The organism is Jatrophihabitans sp., assembly GCF_046262535.1.
Classification (GTDB): Bacteria; Actinomycetota; Actinomycetes; order Mycobacteriales; family Jatrophihabitantaceae; genus Jatrophihabitans.
Genome location: NZ_JBHEMO010000083.1, coordinates 1 through 18,321, shown reverse-complemented (window position 1 = coordinate 18,321; position 18,321 = coordinate 1). Strand labels below are relative to the sequence as shown.

22 protein-coding genes, 1 tRNA gene and 1 pseudogene are annotated in these 18,321 nt (G+C 68.7%); 20 read left to right on the top strand and 4 right to left on the bottom strand.

What is annotated here, in order from left to right; all coding sequences use genetic code 11:
• The coding region (locus ABR571_RS12080; RefSeq protein WP_409453451.1) for an FAD-binding oxidoreductase at positions 1–525 on the bottom strand (525 nt) is incomplete at its 3' end.
• Positions 526–696: 171 nt separating this feature from the next.
• On the opposite strand from ABR571_RS12080, the gene ppdK reads away from it, so the two are divergent.
• Positions 697–3,390 (top strand): pyruvate, phosphate dikinase, encoded by a 2,694-nt coding sequence (gene ppdK, locus ABR571_RS12075; protein ID WP_409453453.1) that lies wholly within the window; start codon positions 697–699, stop codon positions 3,388–3,390.
• Here ppdK and ABR571_RS12070 read toward each other — a convergent pair.
• A complete protein-coding gene (locus tag ABR571_RS12070; protein ID WP_409453450.1) occupies positions 3,387–4,235 on the bottom strand; it encodes an NAD(P)-dependent oxidoreductase in 849 nt (282 codons plus the stop codon). The two genes, ppdK and ABR571_RS12070, sit on opposite strands and share 4 nt — an antisense overlap.
• A 138-nt stretch (positions 4,236–4,373) precedes the next feature.
• Here ABR571_RS12070 and ABR571_RS12065 point away from each other — a divergent pair, with 138 nt between their 5' ends.
• A complete protein-coding gene (locus tag ABR571_RS12065) occupies positions 4,374–4,775 on the top strand; it encodes a YbjN domain-containing protein (RefSeq protein WP_409453449.1) in 402 nt (133 codons plus the stop codon).
• Positions 4,776–4,798: 23 nt separating this feature from the next.
• On the top strand, positions 4,799–6,043 hold the full coding sequence (locus tag ABR571_RS12060; protein ID WP_409453448.1) for a deoxyguanosinetriphosphate triphosphohydrolase: 1,245 nt from the start codon (positions 4,799–4,801) through the stop codon (positions 6,041–6,043).
• Between the two features lie 11 nt (positions 6,044–6,054).
• Here the strand turns inward: ABR571_RS12060 and ABR571_RS12055 are convergent, their stop codons facing one another.
• On the bottom strand, positions 6,055–6,459 hold the full coding sequence (locus tag ABR571_RS12055; protein WP_409453447.1) for a hypothetical protein: 405 nt from the start codon (positions 6,457–6,459) through the stop codon (positions 6,055–6,057).
• 41 nt (positions 6,460–6,500) lie between these two features.
• Between ABR571_RS12055 and ABR571_RS12050 the strand changes: the two genes are divergently transcribed.
• The 4 genes from ABR571_RS12050 to ABR571_RS12035 all read left to right on the top strand — a co-directional run bounded on the left by ABR571_RS12050 (position 6,501) and on the right by ABR571_RS12035 (position 9,849).
• Positions 6,501–7,010 carry a MarR family winged helix-turn-helix transcriptional regulator gene (locus tag ABR571_RS12050; protein WP_409453446.1) on the top strand — a complete coding sequence of 170 codons (510 nt, stop codon included), beginning with the start codon at positions 6,501–6,503 and terminating at the stop codon, positions 7,008–7,010.
• 95 nt (positions 7,011–7,105) lie between these two features.
• The gene (locus ABR571_RS12045) at positions 7,106–7,399 is read left to right on the top strand and encodes a DUF4190 domain-containing protein (protein WP_409453445.1); all 294 of its coding nucleotides are present in this window, start codon (positions 7,106–7,108) and stop codon (positions 7,397–7,399) included.
• A gap of 69 nt (positions 7,400–7,468) precedes the next feature.
• A complete protein-coding gene (gene dnaG, locus ABR571_RS12040; RefSeq protein ID WP_409453444.1) occupies positions 7,469–9,349 on the top strand; it encodes a DNA primase in 1,881 nt (626 codons plus the stop codon).
• Positions 9,346–9,849 (top strand): hypothetical protein, encoded by a 504-nt coding sequence (locus tag ABR571_RS12035; RefSeq protein ID WP_409453443.1) that lies wholly within the window; start codon positions 9,346–9,348, stop codon positions 9,847–9,849. Before dnaG ends, ABR571_RS12035 begins: the two co-directional genes overlap by 4 nt.
• Here the strand turns inward: ABR571_RS12035 and ABR571_RS12030 are convergent.
• Positions 9,846–10,100, bottom strand: a complete 255-nt coding sequence (locus ABR571_RS12030) for a hypothetical protein (RefSeq protein WP_409453442.1) — start codon at positions 10,098–10,100, stop codon at positions 9,846–9,848. The genes ABR571_RS12035 and ABR571_RS12030 overlap by 4 nt on opposite strands.
• Positions 10,101–10,206: 106 nt before the next feature.
• Between ABR571_RS12030 and ABR571_RS12025 the strand changes: the two genes are divergently transcribed.
• The 13 genes and pseudogenes from ABR571_RS12025 to ABR571_RS11965 form a co-directional block, all read left to right on the top strand.
• Positions 10,207–10,279 (top strand) — tRNA-Asn (locus ABR571_RS12025).
• A gap of 59 nt (positions 10,280–10,338) precedes the next feature.
• Entirely contained in the window at positions 10,339–10,812 is a 474-nt protein-coding gene (locus ABR571_RS12020; RefSeq protein WP_409453441.1) for a phage integrase central domain-containing protein, read from the top strand.
• Positions 10,793–11,356 (top strand): hypothetical protein, encoded by a 564-nt coding sequence (locus ABR571_RS12015; RefSeq protein ID WP_409453454.1) that lies wholly within the window; start codon positions 10,793–10,795, stop codon positions 11,354–11,356. The genes ABR571_RS12020 and ABR571_RS12015 overlap by 20 nt, the downstream gene beginning before the upstream one ends.
• Positions 11,302–11,586, top strand: coding sequence for a tyrosine-type recombinase/integrase (locus ABR571_RS12010; RefSeq protein WP_409453440.1), 285 nt, complete (start codon positions 11,302–11,304; stop codon positions 11,584–11,586). The genes ABR571_RS12015 and ABR571_RS12010 overlap by 55 nt, the downstream gene beginning before the upstream one ends.
• 335 nt (positions 11,587–11,921) lie before the next feature.
• Positions 11,922–12,218, top strand: a complete 297-nt coding sequence (locus ABR571_RS12005) for a hypothetical protein (RefSeq protein WP_409453439.1) — start codon at positions 11,922–11,924, stop codon at positions 12,216–12,218.
• Between the two features lie 179 nt (positions 12,219–12,397).
• Positions 12,398–12,529: pseudogene (locus ABR571_RS12000) on the top strand (LacI family DNA-binding transcriptional regulator); the annotation flags it as partial.
• Positions 12,530–12,571: 42 nt separating this feature from the next.
• Positions 12,572–13,477 (top strand): substrate-binding domain-containing protein, encoded by a 906-nt coding sequence (locus ABR571_RS11995; RefSeq protein WP_409453452.1) that lies wholly within the window; start codon positions 12,572–12,574, stop codon positions 13,475–13,477.
• 16 nt (positions 13,478–13,493) lie between these two features.
• Positions 13,494–14,534 (top strand): substrate-binding domain-containing protein, encoded by a 1,041-nt coding sequence (locus ABR571_RS11990; RefSeq protein WP_409453438.1) that lies wholly within the window; start codon positions 13,494–13,496, stop codon positions 14,532–14,534.
• Between the two features lie 5 nt (positions 14,535–14,539).
• Positions 14,540–15,532, top strand: coding sequence for an ABC transporter permease (locus ABR571_RS11985; RefSeq protein ID WP_409453437.1), 993 nt, complete (start codon positions 14,540–14,542; stop codon positions 15,530–15,532).
• A 10-nt stretch (positions 15,533–15,542) separates the two neighbouring features.
• On the top strand, positions 15,543–16,364 hold the full coding sequence (locus ABR571_RS11980; protein WP_409453436.1) for an ATP-binding cassette domain-containing protein: 822 nt from the start codon (positions 15,543–15,545) through the stop codon (positions 16,362–16,364).
• Positions 16,357–17,292 carry a ribokinase gene (locus tag ABR571_RS11975; protein WP_409453435.1) on the top strand — a complete coding sequence of 312 codons (936 nt, stop codon included), beginning with the start codon at positions 16,357–16,359 and terminating at the stop codon, positions 17,290–17,292. The genes ABR571_RS11980 and ABR571_RS11975 overlap by 8 nt, the downstream gene beginning before the upstream one ends.
• Positions 17,289–17,687 carry a D-ribose pyranase gene (gene rbsD / locus ABR571_RS11970; RefSeq protein ID WP_409453434.1) on the top strand — a complete coding sequence of 133 codons (399 nt, stop codon included), beginning with the start codon at positions 17,289–17,291 and terminating at the stop codon, positions 17,685–17,687. The genes ABR571_RS11975 and rbsD overlap by 4 nt, the downstream gene beginning before the upstream one ends.
• 382 nt (positions 17,688–18,069) lie before the next feature.
• Positions 18,070–18,321 (top strand): hypothetical protein (locus ABR571_RS11965; RefSeq protein WP_409453433.1); only part of this gene is annotated, 252 nt, incomplete at its 3' end.

Genomic DNA, 18,321 nt, shown 5'->3' with positions numbered 1-18,321 from the left:
GCGGCGGTCGAGCTCGCGCAGCATGCTCATGATCGGGGTGATGCCGCTGCCGGCCGAGATCCAGAGCGAACGCTCGGGCAACGGGTCGGGCAGGGTGAACTCGCCCTCGATCTCGCCGAGGAAGACCTCCTGCCCGGGGCGCACCTGGTTGACGAAGACCGGCGACATCTTGCCGCCCTCGGCGTGCTTGACCGTGATGCTGACGATGCCTTCGGGATGGTTCGGGTCGGACGTGATCGAGTAGGCCCGCCAGTGCCTGATGCCGTTGATCTCCATCCCGATCCGCAGGTACTGACCGGGCTTGTGAGCCGGCCACGGGAAGTTCGGCTTGACCACGATGGTGGCGGCGTTGCCGCGCTCCTTGCGGACGCGGATGACCTCGCCGGTCAGCTCGCGGGTCGACCAGCGCGGCTTGATCAGGGCGAAGTAGTCGTCGGGCAGCAGCGGCGACGTCAGCGCGCGCCCGATACGGGACACCTGACGCCGCGCGAAGCCCACCGTCGGCTTGGCACCGGTCTCGACCATGACCCTCCTTTTTGCGATCTGTCCTCTGACCAAAACATTTCAGTGCACAAGTGTCAACTGAACGCCTCTAGATGATGCCCGTTTTCGGGGCGAATCTCCCCGCGGCGCCCGGCGCACGTCGCGCGGCTTACGCTTCACCAAGCTGAGCGAGTGACGGACCGGAGAGACAACATGGCGGGCAGCAACAAATACGTCTACGACTTCGCCGAGGGCAAGAAGGAAATGAAGGACCTGCTCGGGGGGAAGGGCGCGAACCTGGCCGAGATGACGAACCTGGGGTTGCCCGTCCCCCCCGGATTCACCATCACGACCGAGGCCTGCCGGGCCTTCCTGAAGAGCGGACGGGAGCCGGACGGGCTGGCCGACGAGGTCAGCGAGCACCTTCTCGCGCTCGAGAAGGCGATGGGCAAGAACCTCGGCCAGTCCGACGACCCGCTGCTGGTCTCCGTCCGCTCCGGAGCCAAGTTCTCCATGCCCGGGATGATGGAGACCGTCCTCAACATCGGGCTCAACGACCAGTCGGTCCGCGGGCTGGCCAAGCAAGCCGGCAACGAGCGGTTCGCCTTCGATTCCTACCGCCGGCTCATCCAGATGTTCGGCAAGACCGTGCTCGGCATCGACGGCGAGCATTTCGAGGGCGCCCTCGATGCGGTCAAGAAGGGCAAGGGCACCGAGAGCGACCTCGACCTCGACGCCGAGGATCTGCGCCGGCTCGTGGAGACGTTCAAGGACGTTGTCGTCGAGCACGCGGGCCGGCCGTTCCCGCAGGAGCCGCGCGAACAGATGGACATGGCCGTCCGCGCCGTCTTCGAGTCGTGGAACACCGACCGGGCCGTCATCTACCGCCGCCAGGAGCGCATTCCGGCCGACCTCGGCACCGCCGTCAACATCGTCGCGATGGTGTTCGGCAACCTCGACATGGACTCCGGCACCGGGGTCGCGTTCACCCGTGACCCGGCGAGCGGCGCGCAGGGCATTTACGGCGACTACCTCCAGAACGCGCAGGGCGAGGACGTCGTGGCCGGCATCCGCAACACCGTCCCGCTGGCCGATCTCGAGCAGCTGGACAAGAAGTCCTATGACGAACTGCTCGGCATCATGCAGCAGCTCGAGGAGCACTACCGCGACCTGTGCGACATCGAGTTCACGATCGAGCGCGGCAAGTTGTGGATGCTGCAGACGCGCGTCGGCAAGCGCACGGCGGCCGCCGCGTTCCGGATCGCGACCCAGCTGGTCGACCAGGGCCTGATCGACATGGACGAGGCGGTGTCGCGGGTGTCCGGGGCCCAGCTCGCCCAACTGATGTTCCCGCGCTTCGACGAGAAGGCCGCGGGGCGCAAGAAGATCGCGAAGGGCATGAACGCCTCGCCCGGGGCCGCGGTCGGCAAGGTCGTGTTCGATTCCTACACGGCGGTGAAGTGGTCACGCTCGGGTGAGGACGTGATCCTCGTCCGCCGTGAGACGAACCCCGACGACCTCAACGGCATGATCGCCGCCGCCGGGATCCTCACCTCACGCGGCGGCAAGACGTCGCACGCCGCAGTCGTGGCGCGCGGCATGGGCAAGACCTGCGTCTGCGGCGCCGAGACGCTCGACGTGGACACGAAGAAGCGGGTGTTGCGAGCGAGCCTCAGCGGCGGGAAGACGATCGAGATCCACGAGGGCGACGTCATCTCGATCGACGGCACATCGGGTGAGGTGTTCGCCGGCGAGGTGCCGGTGGTGGATTCGCCGGTCGTCCAGTACTTCGAGGACGGCAAGATCGATGAAACGAACGACCTTGTCGTCGCGGTCGAGCGGATCATGAGTCACGCCGACGGCGCGCGACGCATGTCCGTCCGGGCCAACGCGGACACCGCGGAGGACGCGGCGCGGGCCCGCCGCTTCGGAGCGCAGGGTATCGGCCTGTGCCGCACGGAGCACATGTTCCTGGGCGAGCGCCGGCATCTCGTCGAGCAGCTGATCCTGGCCGACACCGACGAGCAGCGCGACCGCCAGCTGACCGAGCTGTTGCCGCTGCAGCGGGAGGACTTCGTCGGCATCCTCGAAGCGATGGACGGGCTGCCGGTGACGATCCGCCTCCTGGACCCACCGCTGCACGAGTTCCTGCCCGACATCACCGAGCTGTCGGTGCGGGTGGCGGTCGCGGAGGCGCGCGGTGAGAAGCGCGAGGGCGATCTGCGGATGCTGCAGGCGGTGCACCGGCTGCACGAGCAGAACCCGATGCTCGGCCTGCGCGGCGTGCGCCTCGGCGTCGTGATCCCCGGCCTCTTCGAGATGCAGTCGCGGGCGATCCTGGAAGCGGCCGCCGAGCGGATCAAGGCCGGCGGCGTGCCTCGCGTCGAGATCATGGTCCCGCTCGTCGCCAACGTCCAGGAGTTCGAGACCGTCAAGCACGCGATCATCGACGTCGCGCGCGAGGTGCGGGCGGAGTCTGGCGTCCATCTCGAGTTCCTGGTCGGGACGATGATCGAGCTGCCCCGCGCCGCGCTCACCGCTGACCAGATCGCCGAGTCGGCCGAGTTCTTCTCCTTCGGCACCAACGACCTCACCCAGACCACCTGGGGGTTCTCGCGCGACGACGTCGAGGCGGCGTTCTTCTCTGCCTATCTGGAGAAGGGCATCTTCGGCGTCAGCCCGTTCGAGTCGATCGACGTCGAAGGGGTCGGCGAGCTTATCCGCATCGCGGTCGAGCGGGGCCGGTCGATGCGACCCGGCATCAAGCTCGGCGTCTGCGGCGAGCACGGCGGTGACCCCGACTCGGTGCACTTCTTCGAGCGAGCTGGGCTCGACTACGTGTCGTGCTCGCCGTTCCGGGTGCCGGTGGCCCGCTTGGAGGCCGGGCGGTCGGTGACCGAGGACTAGTCGCGCAACGCCGCATAGACCGCGGCGATGTCGTCCTGGCCGTGGCCGGCCTCGGCGGCCGCGTCGAACAGTGCGCGCACTCCGTCCACCAGCGCGGTCGGGACGGAAACCTTGCCGGCCGCGTCGGCGATGAGCTGCAGGTCCTTGCGGCCACCGTCCAGCCCGAACGCCGGCGCGAAATCGCGCTCCAGCATCGCGGTCCCCTTCACTTGGGCGTAGGTCGCATTGGACGGACCGCCGTCGATGGCCTCCAGGAAGAGCCCGGGCTTGATGCCCAGCCGGTCGGCCAGCGCCAACGACTGCGCTGTCGCGGCAGTGATCGACAACACCCAGGCGTTGGCGGCGAGCTTCAACGCGGTGGCGTCGCCGATGCGCGACCCCGCGACAACGGTCTTGCTGCCGATGGCGTCGAGTACCGGGCGCACGCGGTCGATGTGGGCGGCGTCGCCCGACACGAGCGGGACGAGCTTGCCTTCGGCGGCCGGCTGCTTCGTCCCCAGGACGGGGGCGTCTAGCAGCGCCATGTCGCCGGCCCGTTCGGCGATCCGCTGAATGCCCTCGATGCCGACGGTCGCCGACTGCAGCCAAACCGCCTCCGGTCGCAGCGACGTGCTGACCTCGTCGGTGACGCCGAGGACGGCGTCCGCGTCGAACAGAATCGTGAGCACCACGTCGGCGTCGTGGACGGCCTCGACCACGGAGTCCGCGACCGCGATGCCGTCGTCGGCTAGCGGCTCGGCCTTGCTCCTGGTGCGGTTCCAGGCGGTCACGTCGAGGCCCGCGCGGCGCATCGACCGCGCCATTCCCGTGCCCATCGTGCCGGTCCCCAGCAGTGCCACTCGCATTCGTCCACCCGTCCTCGATCGGTGAGAACACGTCTTCGGTTCAACAGGTAACGTCGAAGAGTGTTCCGCCGCCGGCCGCGTTCTGAATTCGAACAGTCCCTGAGTTCTCGCCGGGCCGAGCCCGGTGGCGGCACCCTCGTGGTACCCACAGTCGCGCTGATTCAGCAGCTGCTCGACGAGTTCGGGCTCAAGCACAACATCGACGACGACGGCGACCTGGTCGTGCGGTGGGAGAAGTGCAGCATCTACTTCTTCTTCTACGGCGACCGCCGCGAGGTGCTGCAGGCGCGCATGTACGTCAACCGGCGCTTCGACGTCGAGAACCGGGCCACGCTCACCCTGCTGTTGGACGAGTGGAATCGCACCAAGTTGTTTCCCAAGGCGTTCACGATTCTTCCCGACGACGGCAGGGTGGGAATCTGCGCCGAGCAGTGCTACGACTTCGAGGCCGGCGCGTCGCGCGCCCAGTTGAAATACGCGGTCGGCGTGTGGGTGGACACCCTGCTGCGGTTCGCCGACTGGCTCGACGACCAGCTCTGACGATGGCGCACTAGGGTGCCGCCGTGGGGTACGACGCGCACGACCGCGAACGATGGGTGGCCGAGCCGCCCAAGCGCGCGGGCGCCCAGGTCGGCGCCGCGCAGCGTGGCGACTTCGCCCGCGACCGGGCCCGCGTGTTGCACTCGTACGCGTTCCGGCGGCTGGCCGACAAGACCCAGGTGGTCGTTCCAGGTGAGGACGATTTCCCGCGCACCCGCCTGACCCACTCACTGGAGGTGGCCCAGATTGGCCGCGAGATCGCCGCCGCGCTGGGCAGCGATCCCGATCTGGTCGACACCGCCGGCCTGGCCCACGACATCGGCCATCCGCCGTTCGGCCACAACGGCGAGACGGCCCTGGACGAGGTCGCCGCCGCGGCGGGGGGATTCGAGGGCAACGCGCAGACCCTGCGGGTCCTGACCCGGCTGGAGGCGAAGACGCTGCGCCCGACCGGCGAGCCGGCCGGCCTGAACCTCACCCGCGCCGTCCTCGACGCGACCTGCAAGTACCCGTGGGCCAGGCGCTCGGACACGCCGAAGTTCGGCTGCTACGCCGCCGACCGCGAGGCGTTCGAGTGGCTGCGCGCTGGCGCCGACGGCGAGCGGCCCAGTCTCGAGGCGCAGATCATGGATTGGGCCGACGACGTGGCCTACTCCGTCCACGATGTCGAGGACGGCGTGCATGGCGGGCTGATCCGGCTTTCAGAGGTGGGCGACGCCGAGCGCGAGGTGCTCTGCCACGTGGCGTCCGAGCTCTATTCACCGCTGCCGGCCGGCGAGCTGGCCCCGGTGCTCGAGGAGCTCTTGGCGCTGCCGACGCTGCGCGACCTCGCCGACTACGACGGAACGTATCGCGCCCAAGCGGCGGCGAAGCGGGCGACCAGCGAGCTCACCGGGCGCCTCGCCGGGGCGGCGGTAGCCGCGACCCGGTCCGCCTATGGCGACGGGCCGTTGTCGCGGTACGCCGCCGATCTCGTCGTCCCGGAACAGCTGGTGGCAGAGTGCGCGCTGCTCAAGGCGGTGGCCATGCACTACGTGATGCGCCGGCCGGGGACGCCGGAACGCCAACTGGCGCAGCGCCGGTTGCTCGCGCAGCTCGTGGAGGCGGTCCTGGACGGCGCGCCGGAGACCCTCGACCGCGGCCTGCGCCCGGCCTGGGCCGCCGCGGACACCGACGCCGGCCGGTTGCGGGTGGTCGTCGACCAGGTCGCCCAGCTAACCGACAGCTCCGCGGTCGTGCGCCACGCCCGGCTCGTCCGTCCCGACTGAGCCGACCCGGCTCAGCCGGCAGCCGGCAGACCGAGCGCTCGTCCGACGAGATCCTCGAGGTCCGCCGCGCCGAGATCCATCTGGCCGCGGTTCAGCAGCCGGCGTTCGAGTGGCCGCAGGTCATCCTCCTGCAACCGGACGAGATGGTGCGGGGAGCCGGCAGCGCGCAGGACGGCGTCGACCACCTGTAGCGCGGCCGACCCCCACGTGCGCGACGCCCGGCTCAGTCGGCCCGCCGAGCGCAGGTCGTCGAGCCGCCGCCAGTCCGCGTGGGCCAGCACGCCGAGCTGCACGATGGGCGGCACCGGTCGCCGGAAGGCGGCAAAGGCCAGGTCGCCCCAGCCCGCCAGCCAGGCATCGTGCGCCGCAAGCAGGTCATCAGGCGCCCATAGTCGGTTCGCCGCTGCCGTCGGCACGTCATCACCTCATAGCTACATCAGTGAGGTATCTTTCTCCGATGACCCGCCGTGTCAACAACATTGTTGCGACATTCGCGCTCGACCTGGCGGAGTCGGTGACGGCGGCGGTGGCCGGCGCCGCGGGCCAGAGTGGCGGGCTCGCCGCGGCGATCGTGTACCTGTCGCAGGAGCCCGGCATCGGCGTCGAGCGCCTCCGTTCGGTGCTGGGCCTGAGCCAACCGGCCACGGTGCGGCTGATCAACCAGCTTGAGACCGACGGACTCGTGACGCGCGCTCGGCACGGCGGCGACCGCCGGCGGGTCGAGCTGCGGCTGAGCTGCGCGGGTGAGGCCCGCGCGACTGAGATCGCGACCGCCCGGCTGGCGGCCCCCGGCCGGTTCCTGACCGGACTCGAACCGGAGGACCGGCAGTCCCTCGTCGACGTCATCGGCCGGATCTACGCGCGCCGGGCGCCGGACCATGCAGAGGCGGAGCGAATCTGCCGGCTCTGTGACCTGCGCGCCTGCCCGGAACGCACCTGCCCGATCACCCAGGCGATCGCCGGCTGACCGTCGCTCCTCAGATTGTCGGGTGCGGGCGGCGGGTACAGCACTCCCACAGGGATCGAACGTCGATCGATGGCTGGTCACCGGCAGGAGGAGAGATGGCGTACCCGAACGCTCCAGAGGCAGCGCCCCGCGCGGGAACCCGATCGAACGGGCTGGCGATCGCCTCGCTCGTGTGCGGCATCGTCGGGCTGCTCGTCTTCGCGATCATCCTGGGCCCGTTGGCGATCATCTTCGGCGGCGTCGGACTGTCGCGGGCGAAGGCCGGCGCGGGTCACCGCGGGATGGCCATCGCCGGAATGGTCCTCGGCATCATCGACGTGGTGGTGTTCGCCATCCTTCTCGCGGCGGCGAGCAAGCACGGCGGCTCGATGTACGTCCACTTCGGCTGATAGCAGCGTCGGTCCACAGCGGGTCCGGGCCCGCCCGCGCCTGTCCGGCGCGCGACCTAGACTCGGGGCGTGGCCGGGCGGATCCGTGACGAGGACATCGCCCTCGTCCGCGAGAAATCGCCGATCGACGAAGTCATCGGCGAGCACGTCCAGCTCCGCAACGCCGGCGGCGGCAACCTCAAGGGCCTGTGCCCGTTCCACGACGAGAAGTCCGCATCGTTCAATGTGACCCCCGCCCGCGGGCTTTTCCACTGTTTCGGGTGCCAGGCCGGCGGCGACGTGATCAAGTTCGTCCAGGACATCGAGCGGCTCGACTTCAGTGACGCGGTCGAGCGGCTGGCCTCCCGCGCCGGCATCCAGCTGCGCTACGTCGAGGGCGGCCCGGTCAGTACGCAGAACCGCGGTCAGCGGCAGCGCCTGCTCGACGCGCACCGTGAGGCCGCCGCGTTCTACGCCGAGCAGCTGAGCACGCCCGAGGCGGAACCCGCGCGCGAGTTCCTGCGCGGCCGTGGTTTCGACATGGTCGTCGCCGCCCGCTACGGCTGCGGATACGCGCCGTCGACCTGGGACGCGCTCACCCGGCACCTGCTCAGCAAGGGCTTCAGCGGCGCCGAACTGACCTCGGGCGGGCTGTCCCGCGAGGGTGGCCGCGGGGGACTGATCGACCGGTTCCACCGCCGCCTGCTGTGGCCGATCCGAGACGTCGGCGGCGACGTCGTCGGCTTCGGCGCCCGGCGCCTGTTCGACGACGACCGGCTCGAGGCGAAGTACCTGAACACACCCGACTCGCCGATCTACAAGAAGAGCCAGCTGCTCTACGGCGTCGACATGGCCAAGCGCGACATCGCCCGACAGCACCGCGCGGTGATCGTCGAGGGCTACACCGACGTCATGGCCTGCCATCTGGCCGGGGTCACGACGGCCGTCGCCACCTGCGGTACGGCGTTCGGATCGGAGCACGTGTCGGTCGTCCGCCGGCTGCTCATGGACTCCGACGCGTTCAGCGGCGAGGTGATCTTCACCTTCGACGGTGACTCGGCCGGCATGAAGGCGGCCGAGCGGGCCTTCAACGACGACCAGAAGTTCATGTCCCAGACTTTCGTCGCGATCGAGCCCACCGGCATGGACCCGTGCGACCTGCGGATGAAGTCCGGCGACAAGGCGGTGCTCGACCTCGTCGCGCGGCGAATCCCGCTCGTGGAGTTCGTGCTGCGGGCCTCCGTCGGGCGCTTCGATCTGGACACGGCGGAGGGGCGCAGCGCAGCGCTCGACCGCGGCGTGCCGCTCGTGGCGCGGATCAAGGATCGCGGCATCCGCGACGAGTACGCCCGCCGCCTCGCCGGCCTGGTCGGGTTTCTCGGCAGCCCGGACGAGGAGCAGCGCGTGCTCGACCGGGTGCGCGGGCTGGCCCGGTCCGACGACAAGCGCAACACCCCGGCGGCCGCCGAGAAGCCCGCGCCGGACGCCCACAAGGTCGACGACGCGGTGGTGGCGGTCGAGCGCGAAGTGCTGAAGATCGCGTTGCAGATCCCGGCCGTCGCCGGCCCGGAGTTCGACGCCCTGCAACCGGCGGCCTTCCTCATCGACGCGCATCGCCAGGTCTGCGCGGCCATTGCCGCCGCCGGCGGAACGGCCGCCGGCGTCACCGGGCCGGCGTGGACCGAGGCCATCACGGCAAAGATCGACGACGAGCGGGTGCGCCGCGGCGTCCACGCCCTGGCTGTCGAACCGCTCCGGTCGGGGGCCGACGCCGAGGCCCGTTACGCCAACGCGGTCCTCGCCCGGATGCACGAGATGGTCACGGCGCGTCAGGTCACGGCGGTGAAGAGCAAGTTGCAACGGATCAATCCGCAGGACCAGCCCGACGACCACGCACGCTTGTTCGGCGAGCTCATCGCACTCGAGAGCTACCGCCGTAATCTGCGCGAGCGCGCGATCGGGGCGCCGTGACGCCGCTGTTCACCCGCCGCGAGCGACCGCCGGCCGACGTCGTGGCCCGCTTGGACAAGGACGAGCGGGTTGTGTCGTGGGCCGATACCGCCGATGACGATCTCGTGGTGGCGACTCCGCTGGGCCTGTGGTGGCCCGACGGGGGCGAGCTGCGCCGCATGCAGTGGCAGCACATCGACCGAGTGATCTGGCGCGACGACGTGCTGACCGTCATCGAGGCCGACGTCGTCGACGATTTGCTGCTGGTCGACCGGGCGCCGGTCGCCGCCCGACTGACCCGGCCCCGCGACCTCCCGCCGACTGTGCGTAAGCGAGTGGAGGGCAACATCGTGCAGACCGAGGTCGCCGCGGTGTCCGGGGGCTCGGTGCGTTTCGTCGGACGTCGGGTGCCCGGTCAGGACGGCATCGGCTGGTGGGCCCACCTCGACGGGACCACCCCGGACACCGAGGAGCTGCGGTCGGCCATCCGGGCTCGAATCGAGATCCTGAGCGCGTCCTAGTCGTGGCCGTAGCCGTTGACGCCGCTGCCCTCGTGCTGTGCTGGGGCGCCGGTGAGCCGGGCACCCAACGCGTGCCTGGCCTGTGCGGCGAGCTGGTCGAACTGGCCCTGGAAGACGCCCGCGGTGGCCTGGACCGTCTGGCTGCCGGCGACCCGGCGCCCGAGCCGCACGATCTGCTCGTAGCGCTCGTACCCGGCCCGGGCGCCGAGGACGTAGCCGGCACCGGCGTAGACGAGGTTGGACAGGTTCACCGACGGTCTCCTTCGAAGGCTGGTGAAGCCACCCTAACCCTGCGGCGGAGGCCGGCGAGGGTGGGATATCCTGGCTCGACCGCCTGGTTGAAGCGGCGCACGGCGATCCCCCGTAGCTCAATTGGCAGAGCATTCGACTGTTAATCGAAGGGTTACTGGTTCGAGTCCAGTCGGGGGAGCAAATCCGGGGCCTCCAGCTCCGAAATCCCCGACGCCCCATCGTTTAGTCATCCAAACGATGACGCCGGGAGTCCCGTTGGGACGTCCACCGCGGCCGTTCGGCAAGATCCTTTTGGTTGCCACTGGGAGCGGCCACGTCGAGGCGCGAGCACCCTTCCGTGACTTCGACGGCCGAGTTCGGCTGGTGTGCAAGACGGGTTCCAGCCGGGCGGCTGCGGAGCGCCGCCTGAAGGCTGAGCTGGCCGCCCGGCAAGCGCCTGGCGGAGCCGGCTCCATCACCGCCGCGACTCGCGTCGATGGGCTTGCCGACGCTTGGCTCGATGGCGCGCACGAATGGTCGACCGGCACGCATCGCACGTATGCGTCGGTCGTCCGCAAGCAGCTCAAGCCGACGCTCGGACAACTGCGAATCAGCGAGGTGACGGCGGGCGTGGTGACGAGGGCGCTACGCGTCATCGCCGAAACTAGCGGCGCCGGCGCTGCCAAGTCAGCGCGTGCATGCCTCTCCGGAAATGTTCTCGCTCGCCATTGAGGACAGTGCGGCGAGTGTCAATCCCGTTCGCGATTCGTCGGCGCGCATCTCGTGGGCCAAGCGGTCGCCGAGGGCGCTGACAACCAACGAGACCCATGAGCTAGTAACGCTCCTCCGGGGCAGTGAACGTGCGTGCTCACTGGATCTGCCGGACCTGGTCGACTGGATGCTCGCCACCGGAAGTCGGATCGGTGAAGCAATGGCACTTCGTTGGGGCGTCAACTCGGAGGGGAAGCCGCTCCTCGACCTAGATGCCGGTACGTGGGAGGTCACCGCGACAATCGTGCGGGCGCCGAGGCGCGGACTGCTGGCCCAACTACGACCGAAGACGGAGGCGGGCTGGCGCGTCGTTGCCGTGCCGGGGTTCGCGATCGAGATGCTGCGCCATCGGCCGACGAGTGGATTCCTCTTCCTCGCGCCATTCGGCGGCGGTCTGCGTGACCCAAACAACGTCTCCGGCGACCTACGCCAACTGCTCGACTCTTTAGAGTGCTCCGAGTGCCGCGGTACCGGTTTTCAGCGCAGCCTGACGGCACGTTCGTAACCGGCGCCGGCGGGCGGAAGCTGCGTTGCGACCGAGGCAAATGGTCATGGGTCACGTCGCACACCTTCCGCAAGACGGTCGCGACCCGCCTCGACGAATGCGGTTTCACCCCGCGGCAGGTGGCCGACCAGCTTGGCCACACAAACCCATCCATGACGCTCGACGTGTACTTCGGCCGGCAGGTCGTGAGTGCGGCCGCCGCGGCCGTTCTCGACCGACGCAACCCATGACGTTGCAGGGGCTCCGTCGCCTTCGCAGGAAGTAGCCGCTGCCGCCGGCCCCAGTTCCCGCGTATAACGCCTACTATGCGCCCGCCGATCATGGCCCTGATACGGGTCCCTGCGCGAAGTTATGCTCGACGCCGGCGTCGACCTGCGTGACACCCAGATCGCCGTCCGCCATGCCGACCCGAGGACCACGATGCGCTATGACCGGGCCCGCACGAACCTCGACCGGCACCCCAACTACATCTCGCCGCCAACATGTCCTCCGGCACCTAGCAGCCATCGACCAGGCTGCTGGGGTCGTCCGTTTCAGTGACACGACCCGCGACTACCGTGACCCAATGGCAACGGGAAAGGCGCAACGCCGAGCCGCGCGCGACCGGGTCGCGGCCTACCACGAGGCCTGCGTGACCGCACTCCTCGACCACCTCCTCGCCACATTGGACAGCTACCGGGCCGGATCGATGAACATTCACGATGCCGACCGAGCGATCCATCAGTATCACCGAGCCACGGGCGAACTGTGGAAGTTCTGCTTCGCTCCAGGCGTCGACGTCGGAATCATCACCACACTCATTGACGAACCAGCCCCGCCCATCGACTGGTGGCAACGCGGCGCGACCCCGGACCGCCACTGACTACTGACGCCCGGACGCGAGGCCCCGCCACTACCGCTCATGCCGAAAGTCGGATGGTCCAGTGGGCACCGCACCGGCGCGAAACACCCCAAGGGGCAGTTCCTTGATACCGGGCAACCAGGTCTGGGTAACGGTGGTTTAATCGATTCAGCAGCCGCTTTTTGGGAGCTCTGCTTGCCATGGTCGTGCGTATGCGGGACGTCGCCGAGCGGGCTGGCGTGTCCGTAGCGACTGTGTCGCTTGCGCTAGCGGGCAGCCCCCGCATCTCACCCGTCACCCGTGAGCGGGTCGCGGAGGCTGCTCGCGCCCTGGCCTACCAGCCCCATTCAGTGGCACGCGCTCTGCGGACCGACTTGGCGCGCACCATCGGGCTGGTCGTCAGCGACGTTGCCAATCCCTTTTTCGCCGAACTCGCCGGCGAATTCCAGCGCCGCGCTGCCGGGGCGGGCTACGCGACCATCCTGTGTAATAGCGACGAAGACGCCGGTCGGCAGGACGACTACCTCGCCACGTTGCTCGCGGGGCGTCAGGTCGATGGGGTCGTTTTGGTGCCGACGGCGGCGATGACGCCCGGCATCCTTGCCGCCGGCGAGGCAGGGGCGCGGCTGGTACTGTTCGACCGGCCGATCGATTGCAGAGGTACCAACCGGGCAGCGACCCATCTGGCGACCAGCCCGGTGGTGCGCAGCGACGCGACGGCCGCACTGGACGAGGTTGCTGAGCTGCTCGTGCGTCTCGGCCACCGACGAATTGGAATCATCGCCCCGCCTCTCCAGACGCAGGTTGGCCGCGAACGCCGGGACCTACTGCGGGATGCGCTGATCGCACGCGGTATCGACCGGCGCGCAATTGCCGTCGTCGAGGGCGATTTCCGCCAGGATAGCGGTGCCCGCGCCGTCGAGTCGCTGCTAAGCCGGCGTCAGCCACCCACCGCCTTGTTCGCCGCGGATGGGCTGATGGCGGTCGGCGCGCTGCAGGGACTTCGCTCGGCGGCGCTGCGCGTGCCGCACGACATCTCGCTGGTCGGCTTCGACGACGCGCCATGGTTCGACGTGTTCGATCCGCCGCTGACCGTGGTGGCCCAGCCGGTCGCGACTCTCGCACGTGCCGCGGTCACCGCGGTTCTCGACCTCATCGCTGGCCGCAAGGCGTCCGGTGCCCGGCCCGCGTGCCGATTCGTTCGCCGCATGTCCTGTGGTGTTCCGCCCTCCGGCGAGGCACGAACCACCAGTCGAGCGGGCACTGTCGTCCGCTCGTGAGAGAGAGGAACGCGTCATGATCAGTTCATCAACCACAACGGTGCGTCGAGCCGGTTTGGGCGTCGTCGCGCTATCGGTGATGCTCACGGGCGCTGCGTGTAACCGCGGCGGCTCGTCGGCCGGTGGCGGGTCGAAGGCGGTCCGGATTGCGATCGTCACCCGCGATTTCACCAACCCTTACTGGGCCGCGCTGCGCGACGGCGCACTTGCCGAGGGTAAGAAGCAGGGCGTCAAGGTCACCGTGCAAGCCGGCAGCAGCGAAACGGACTCGACCGGCGAGACCACGAAGATCTCCACCCTCGCTGGCCAGAACTACACGTGCTTCGGAGTCGTGCCGGTCAACGCCACCAATGTCATCACGCCGCTCGTGCCCGTAGCCCGAAAGAAGATTCCGATTCTGGACCTAGACACCCAAATCAGCCCGTCCGCGTCGAAGAGCGCAGGCGTGTCGTACAAGTCCTTCATCGGTTCGGATAATTCGTCGGCCGGCAAGCAGGCCGGCGCGGCGATGCTGAAGTTGCTCGGCGGTACTGGGCAGGTCGTGATCCTGCAGGGCATCGCCGGTGAGCAGAACGGCATCAACCGCGAGAAGGGTTTCGCCGCCGCTACCAGCGGCAAGCTGTCGATTGTGGCTAAGCAGCCGGCGAACTACGACGAGAACACGGCACTGACGGTCAGCACGGCATTGCTGCGCGCGCACCCGAGCATTACCGGTATCTTTGCCGCCAACGACACCATGGGCCTCGGCGCCGCGCAGGCCGTGAAAAACGCCGGCAAGTCCGGCAAGATCAAGATCATCTCCGTGGACGGCATCACGGCCGCCCTGAAGGCGGTGCAGGCGGGCACGCTCAGCGGGACGATCACGCAGTATCCGTATGCCGAGGGTCAGCTCGCGGTGCAGGCTTGCATGAACCTGGTGTCGAAGAAGGCGGTGCCATCGCGGGTCGTAGCGCCGATCAAGCTGATCGACCAGTCCAACGTGGCCAAGGCGCTCGCGTCGTTCCCTGAGCCGTTCGAGGCGTACCACAACCCGATCACCGGCAAGTCCGGGAAGTGAACGACGTGACCAGCACGACGACCGGACGGGTGCCCGGGAAGGCAGTCGAACCCGATCTGGACCGCCAGGGACGCCGCCCTTCAGTGTCGTCCGCGGCCCGCTACGCGTCAGTCATCGGCCTCGTCATCGTTTTCATCGCCTTCTTCATCGCAACGCCGAACTTCCTGACCATCGCCAACCTGACCGACCTGTTGGTGTCGGCGTCGATCCTCATGGTGTTGGCGATGGGACAGCAACTGGTGGTCAGCGTTGCCGGCATCGACCTGTCCGTCGGGTCGAATCTGCCGTGGTCGGCAGCAGTACTGGGCTACGCGGTAAGCCACGGCGTGGGTGTCGGGATTGCGATCGTGCTCGCGATCGTCGGCGGCGCAGCTGTCGGCCTGGTCAACGGCCTCCTCGTGGCCAAGCTCAACATGACCGACTTCATCGTCACCCTCGGCTCTCTCTCGGTAGTCAGCGGGATCACGCTGCTGCTCACCGGAGGCAACACCGTGCCAGTCAACTCACGATTCCTGCAGGATCTCGCTCTCAATGGGATCGGGCCAGTGCGTTGGTTCTGGTTGGTGGCGATCGTCGTTGCGCTGATAACCGGCTTCTTGCTGTTCCGCACGCGGACGGGCACCCATCTGCTCGCTACCGGCGGCAATCTCGATGCCGCGCGCGGCGCCGGAGTGAACGTGTCCCGGATGCGGTTGCTCGCTTACCTGTGCTCGGGACTGGCCGCTGGAGTCGCGGGCGTGCTGCTAGTCGCCCGCACCGGAGGGGCCGATCCCAGCCTGCAGACTGACCTGCTGCTCAGTTCAATCGCCGCTGTCGTGCTCGGTGGCTCGAGCCTGTTCGGCGGCCGGGCTTCAGTGCTCGGGTCGGCGGTGGGCGCCTTGCTGTTAGAGAGCTTGATCAACGGGTTCACGCTGGTCGGCATCTCGCAGAACTACCAGCCGATCGCGGTCGGGATCGTCGTGCTCGGCGCGGCGTTCATCTCCCGGTTCCAGAAGTAGGAGGGCGACGATGACGAACGAAGCTGACCTGTCGAAGGAGGCGGCGGCGCCGCGCTCCACGCCCGCCCCCCAAGATGGCGCGGCGCTGATCGCCCTTGAAGGGCTGACAAAGTTCTTCGACGCGGTGCACGCTCTGGAGGGCGTTGATCTGTATTTGGAGGAGGGCCGGGTCACTGCGTTGCTCGGTGACAACGGTGCCGGCAAGTCGACCCTGGTCCGTTGCCTGACCGGCGTGCATCCGCCGACCAGCGGCACGATCCGCTTTCGCGGCGAACCGCTCAAGGTGCCGTCACCCGATGCCGCTCGACAGCTGGGCATCGAGACCGTCTATCAGGATCTCGGCCTCATCGAGGACCTCCAGGTGTGGCAGAACCTCTTCCTCAACCGCGAGCTCACTCGAGGCGTGCCGCCGTTGCGTGTCCTGGACAAGCGCGCCATGGTCAAGCAAAGCGCCGAGGTCCTCAAGACCTTGGATGTCAACGTGCCGAACGTGCGCGCCACGGTGCGGCGCATGTCGGGCGGCCAGCGGCAGAGCGTGGCCATCGCGCGTGCGGCGAACTGGGGGCGCACCCTGGTGATCATGGACGAGCCGACGGCCGCCCTCGGCGTCCGGGAGACCGCCGCGGTGGAGAGGCTCATCGGTGGGTTGCGCGACTCGGGGGTGACCGTGCTGCTCGTCAGCCATGACATGGCGCAGGTTATGCGCGTGGCCGACGTTGCTTGGGTGCTGCGTCGGGGGCGTGCGGTCGCGCGCCGGGAGGTCGCGGAGACCGACGGGGACGAGCTCGTCGGGCTGATTACCGGCGCGATCCCTGGCGACGACGATGAGTGACCCCGTCGTCGCGGTAGTGGGCTCGATCAACCGCGACGTGGTCGTGGAGGCGCCTGCATTCCCAGTGCGGGGGCAGACAGTGGCCGGCTCAGCCGTCCGGTCGTCGATTGGCGGGAAGGGCGCCAACCAGGCGGTGGCCGCCGCGCTCGTGGACGCCCGGGTGCTGATGGCCGCTCGCGTCGGCGACGATGATGCCGGCCGGTCGGCCGTGGCGGCGCTGAACGCGGACGGCGTGGACACCGCCCTTGTGGCCGTCAGTACTCGCGAGCCGACCGGGACGGCGCTGATCACGGTCGCCGAGAACGACAACACCATCGTCGTGGTGGCGGGTGCCAACTACGACTGGCCGCCCGGCTGGCCGAGCGGCGACGAGGACGCGCTGGCGGTGCTGCACAGGGCCGACGTCGTGCTAGCCCAACTCGAGGTGCCGCTGGCCGTCGTCGCCGCGTCGGCCGCGGCGACGGGCGGCCGTTTCGTCCTCAACGCCGCTCCGGCAGCGGCGCTGCCTGATTCGCTGCTCGCGGCATGTGACGTCCTCGTCGTCAACGAGCTCGAGCTCGCAGTCGTTGCCGGTAGCGATGAGCCGACTGGCTCCGGCCGGAATATCAACCAAGCGCACGAGCGCGTGCGCGCCCGCGGTGTCGAGGTGGTGGTAACGACCTTGGGCGCGCGCGGCGCGCTGGTGACCGACGCGTCCAGCACCTACGAGATCAAAGCGCCGCCGGCCACCGTCGTCGACACCACCGGCGCTGGCGACGCATTCACCGGCGTGCTGTGCGCAAAGCTGGCCGGCGGGTATGCCCCGGCTGAGGCCGCGCGCTGGGCCGCCGCGGCCGGCTCGTACGCGGTGCGTGCGGCGGGCACTCGCGCCTCCTATCCAGACGCGGTTAGCCTTGGCGCGCTGCTCCACGAGGCGGCGGGGCCGTGAAGCGGACCGGCATCGTGCACGCCGAGCTGGCCCGCCTAATTGCCGGCATCCGGCACACCCAGACGTTCGTGATCACCGACGCCGGGCTGCCGCTACCGGCGGAAATGCCGCTGGTGGATGTGGGCTACCGCTACGGGCAGGCACCGTTCACCGACGTTGTCGCGACGGTGCTCGGCGAAGTAGTGGTCGAGCACAGCTGGGTGTCGCGCGACATCGTCGCAGTCAACCCGGCCACCTGGCAGTTCCTCCAGGAGCAGGGTCTCTCGCCAGAGCAGCTCGAACACGCACGCTTCAAAGCCCTGGCCGCGCAGGCGTCCTTCGCCGTGCGTACCGGGGAGGCCACGTTCTACGCCAACGTCCTGTGCCGCGCGGGCGTCGCATTCGACTCGGCCTAGATGGACGGACGCGGCCGATGTCCTTGACTTCACGCCGATCTCAATCATCGCCGCGACGGCCACTAGGCTGCCGCACGAGGGTCCTGCCGCGGCCGATCGCGACCTACGCTGGCTTTCGTGGCGGCACCACCTCTTCGGCGCCTATAGGACGGCCTGCGCGGTCTTCGCTTCCGGGGGACCACAAAAGATCATGCAATCGCGTCCGCGGGCAGGCTCGAGGCCCGCATCCAAAGATCGAAGCACGTGACCTTGTGGCGGTACGTGGCGCGCCCGAACCTGCCCTCCGTCAGCCGCGCACCCGCTCTAGCGAACGTGCCGCGCACTGGCCACTCACATGCGGATGACCGTGCATGCGGGCTGACCCCTGTGGGATTCTGACGCGATGGTGGTGACCCCGGACCCCGACTGCTGGTTGAGCGACCAAGTAGAAGCGCGTCTGTCAGGTATCTCCGGTCTGGGCCTCTTTGCGTCGAGCCACATCAGCGCTGACGTGGTCGTTTCCCGTCTTGGTGGCCGCATCGTCTCTAACTCGGCCCTGCGCCAGATGCTGCATTCTGCGGGTGACTCGTACATCGACACCGTTTCCATTTTCGATGACGGAAATCTCGTCCTTCCTATGGGCAGCGCCAATCGC

Excerpts from the sequence above, each read along its gene's own strand:
- ppdK (WP_409453453.1), top strand. The coding sequence starts at position 697 with ATGGCGGGCAGCAACAAATACGTCTACGACTTCGCCGAGGGCAAGAAG.
- ABR571_RS12070 (WP_409453450.1), bottom strand. The coding sequence starts at position 4,235 with ATGCGAGTGGCACTGCTGGGGACCGGCACGATGGGCACGGGAATGGCG.
- ABR571_RS12050 (WP_409453446.1), top strand. The coding sequence starts at position 6,501 with ATGACCCGCCGTGTCAACAACATTGTTGCGACATTCGCGCTCGACCTG.
- ABR571_RS12045 (WP_409453445.1), top strand. The coding sequence starts at position 7,106 with ATGGCGTACCCGAACGCTCCAGAGGCAGCGCCCCGCGCGGGAACCCGA.
- ABR571_RS12020 (WP_409453441.1), top strand. The coding sequence starts at position 10,339 with ATGACGCCGGGAGTCCCGTTGGGACGTCCACCGCGGCCGTTCGGCAAG.
- ABR571_RS12015 (WP_409453454.1), top strand. The coding sequence starts at position 10,793 with ATGTTCTCGCTCGCCATTGAGGACAGTGCGGCGAGTGTCAATCCCGTT.
- ABR571_RS12005 (WP_409453439.1), top strand. The coding sequence starts at position 11,922 with ATGGCAACGGGAAAGGCGCAACGCCGAGCCGCGCGCGACCGGGTCGCG.
- ABR571_RS11990 (WP_409453438.1), top strand. The coding sequence starts at position 13,494 with ATGATCAGTTCATCAACCACAACGGTGCGTCGAGCCGGTTTGGGCGTC.
- ABR571_RS11980 (WP_409453436.1), top strand. The coding sequence starts at position 15,543 with ATGACGAACGAAGCTGACCTGTCGAAGGAGGCGGCGGCGCCGCGCTCC.
- ABR571_RS11975 (WP_409453435.1), top strand. The coding sequence starts at position 16,357 with ATGAGTGACCCCGTCGTCGCGGTAGTGGGCTCGATCAACCGCGACGTG.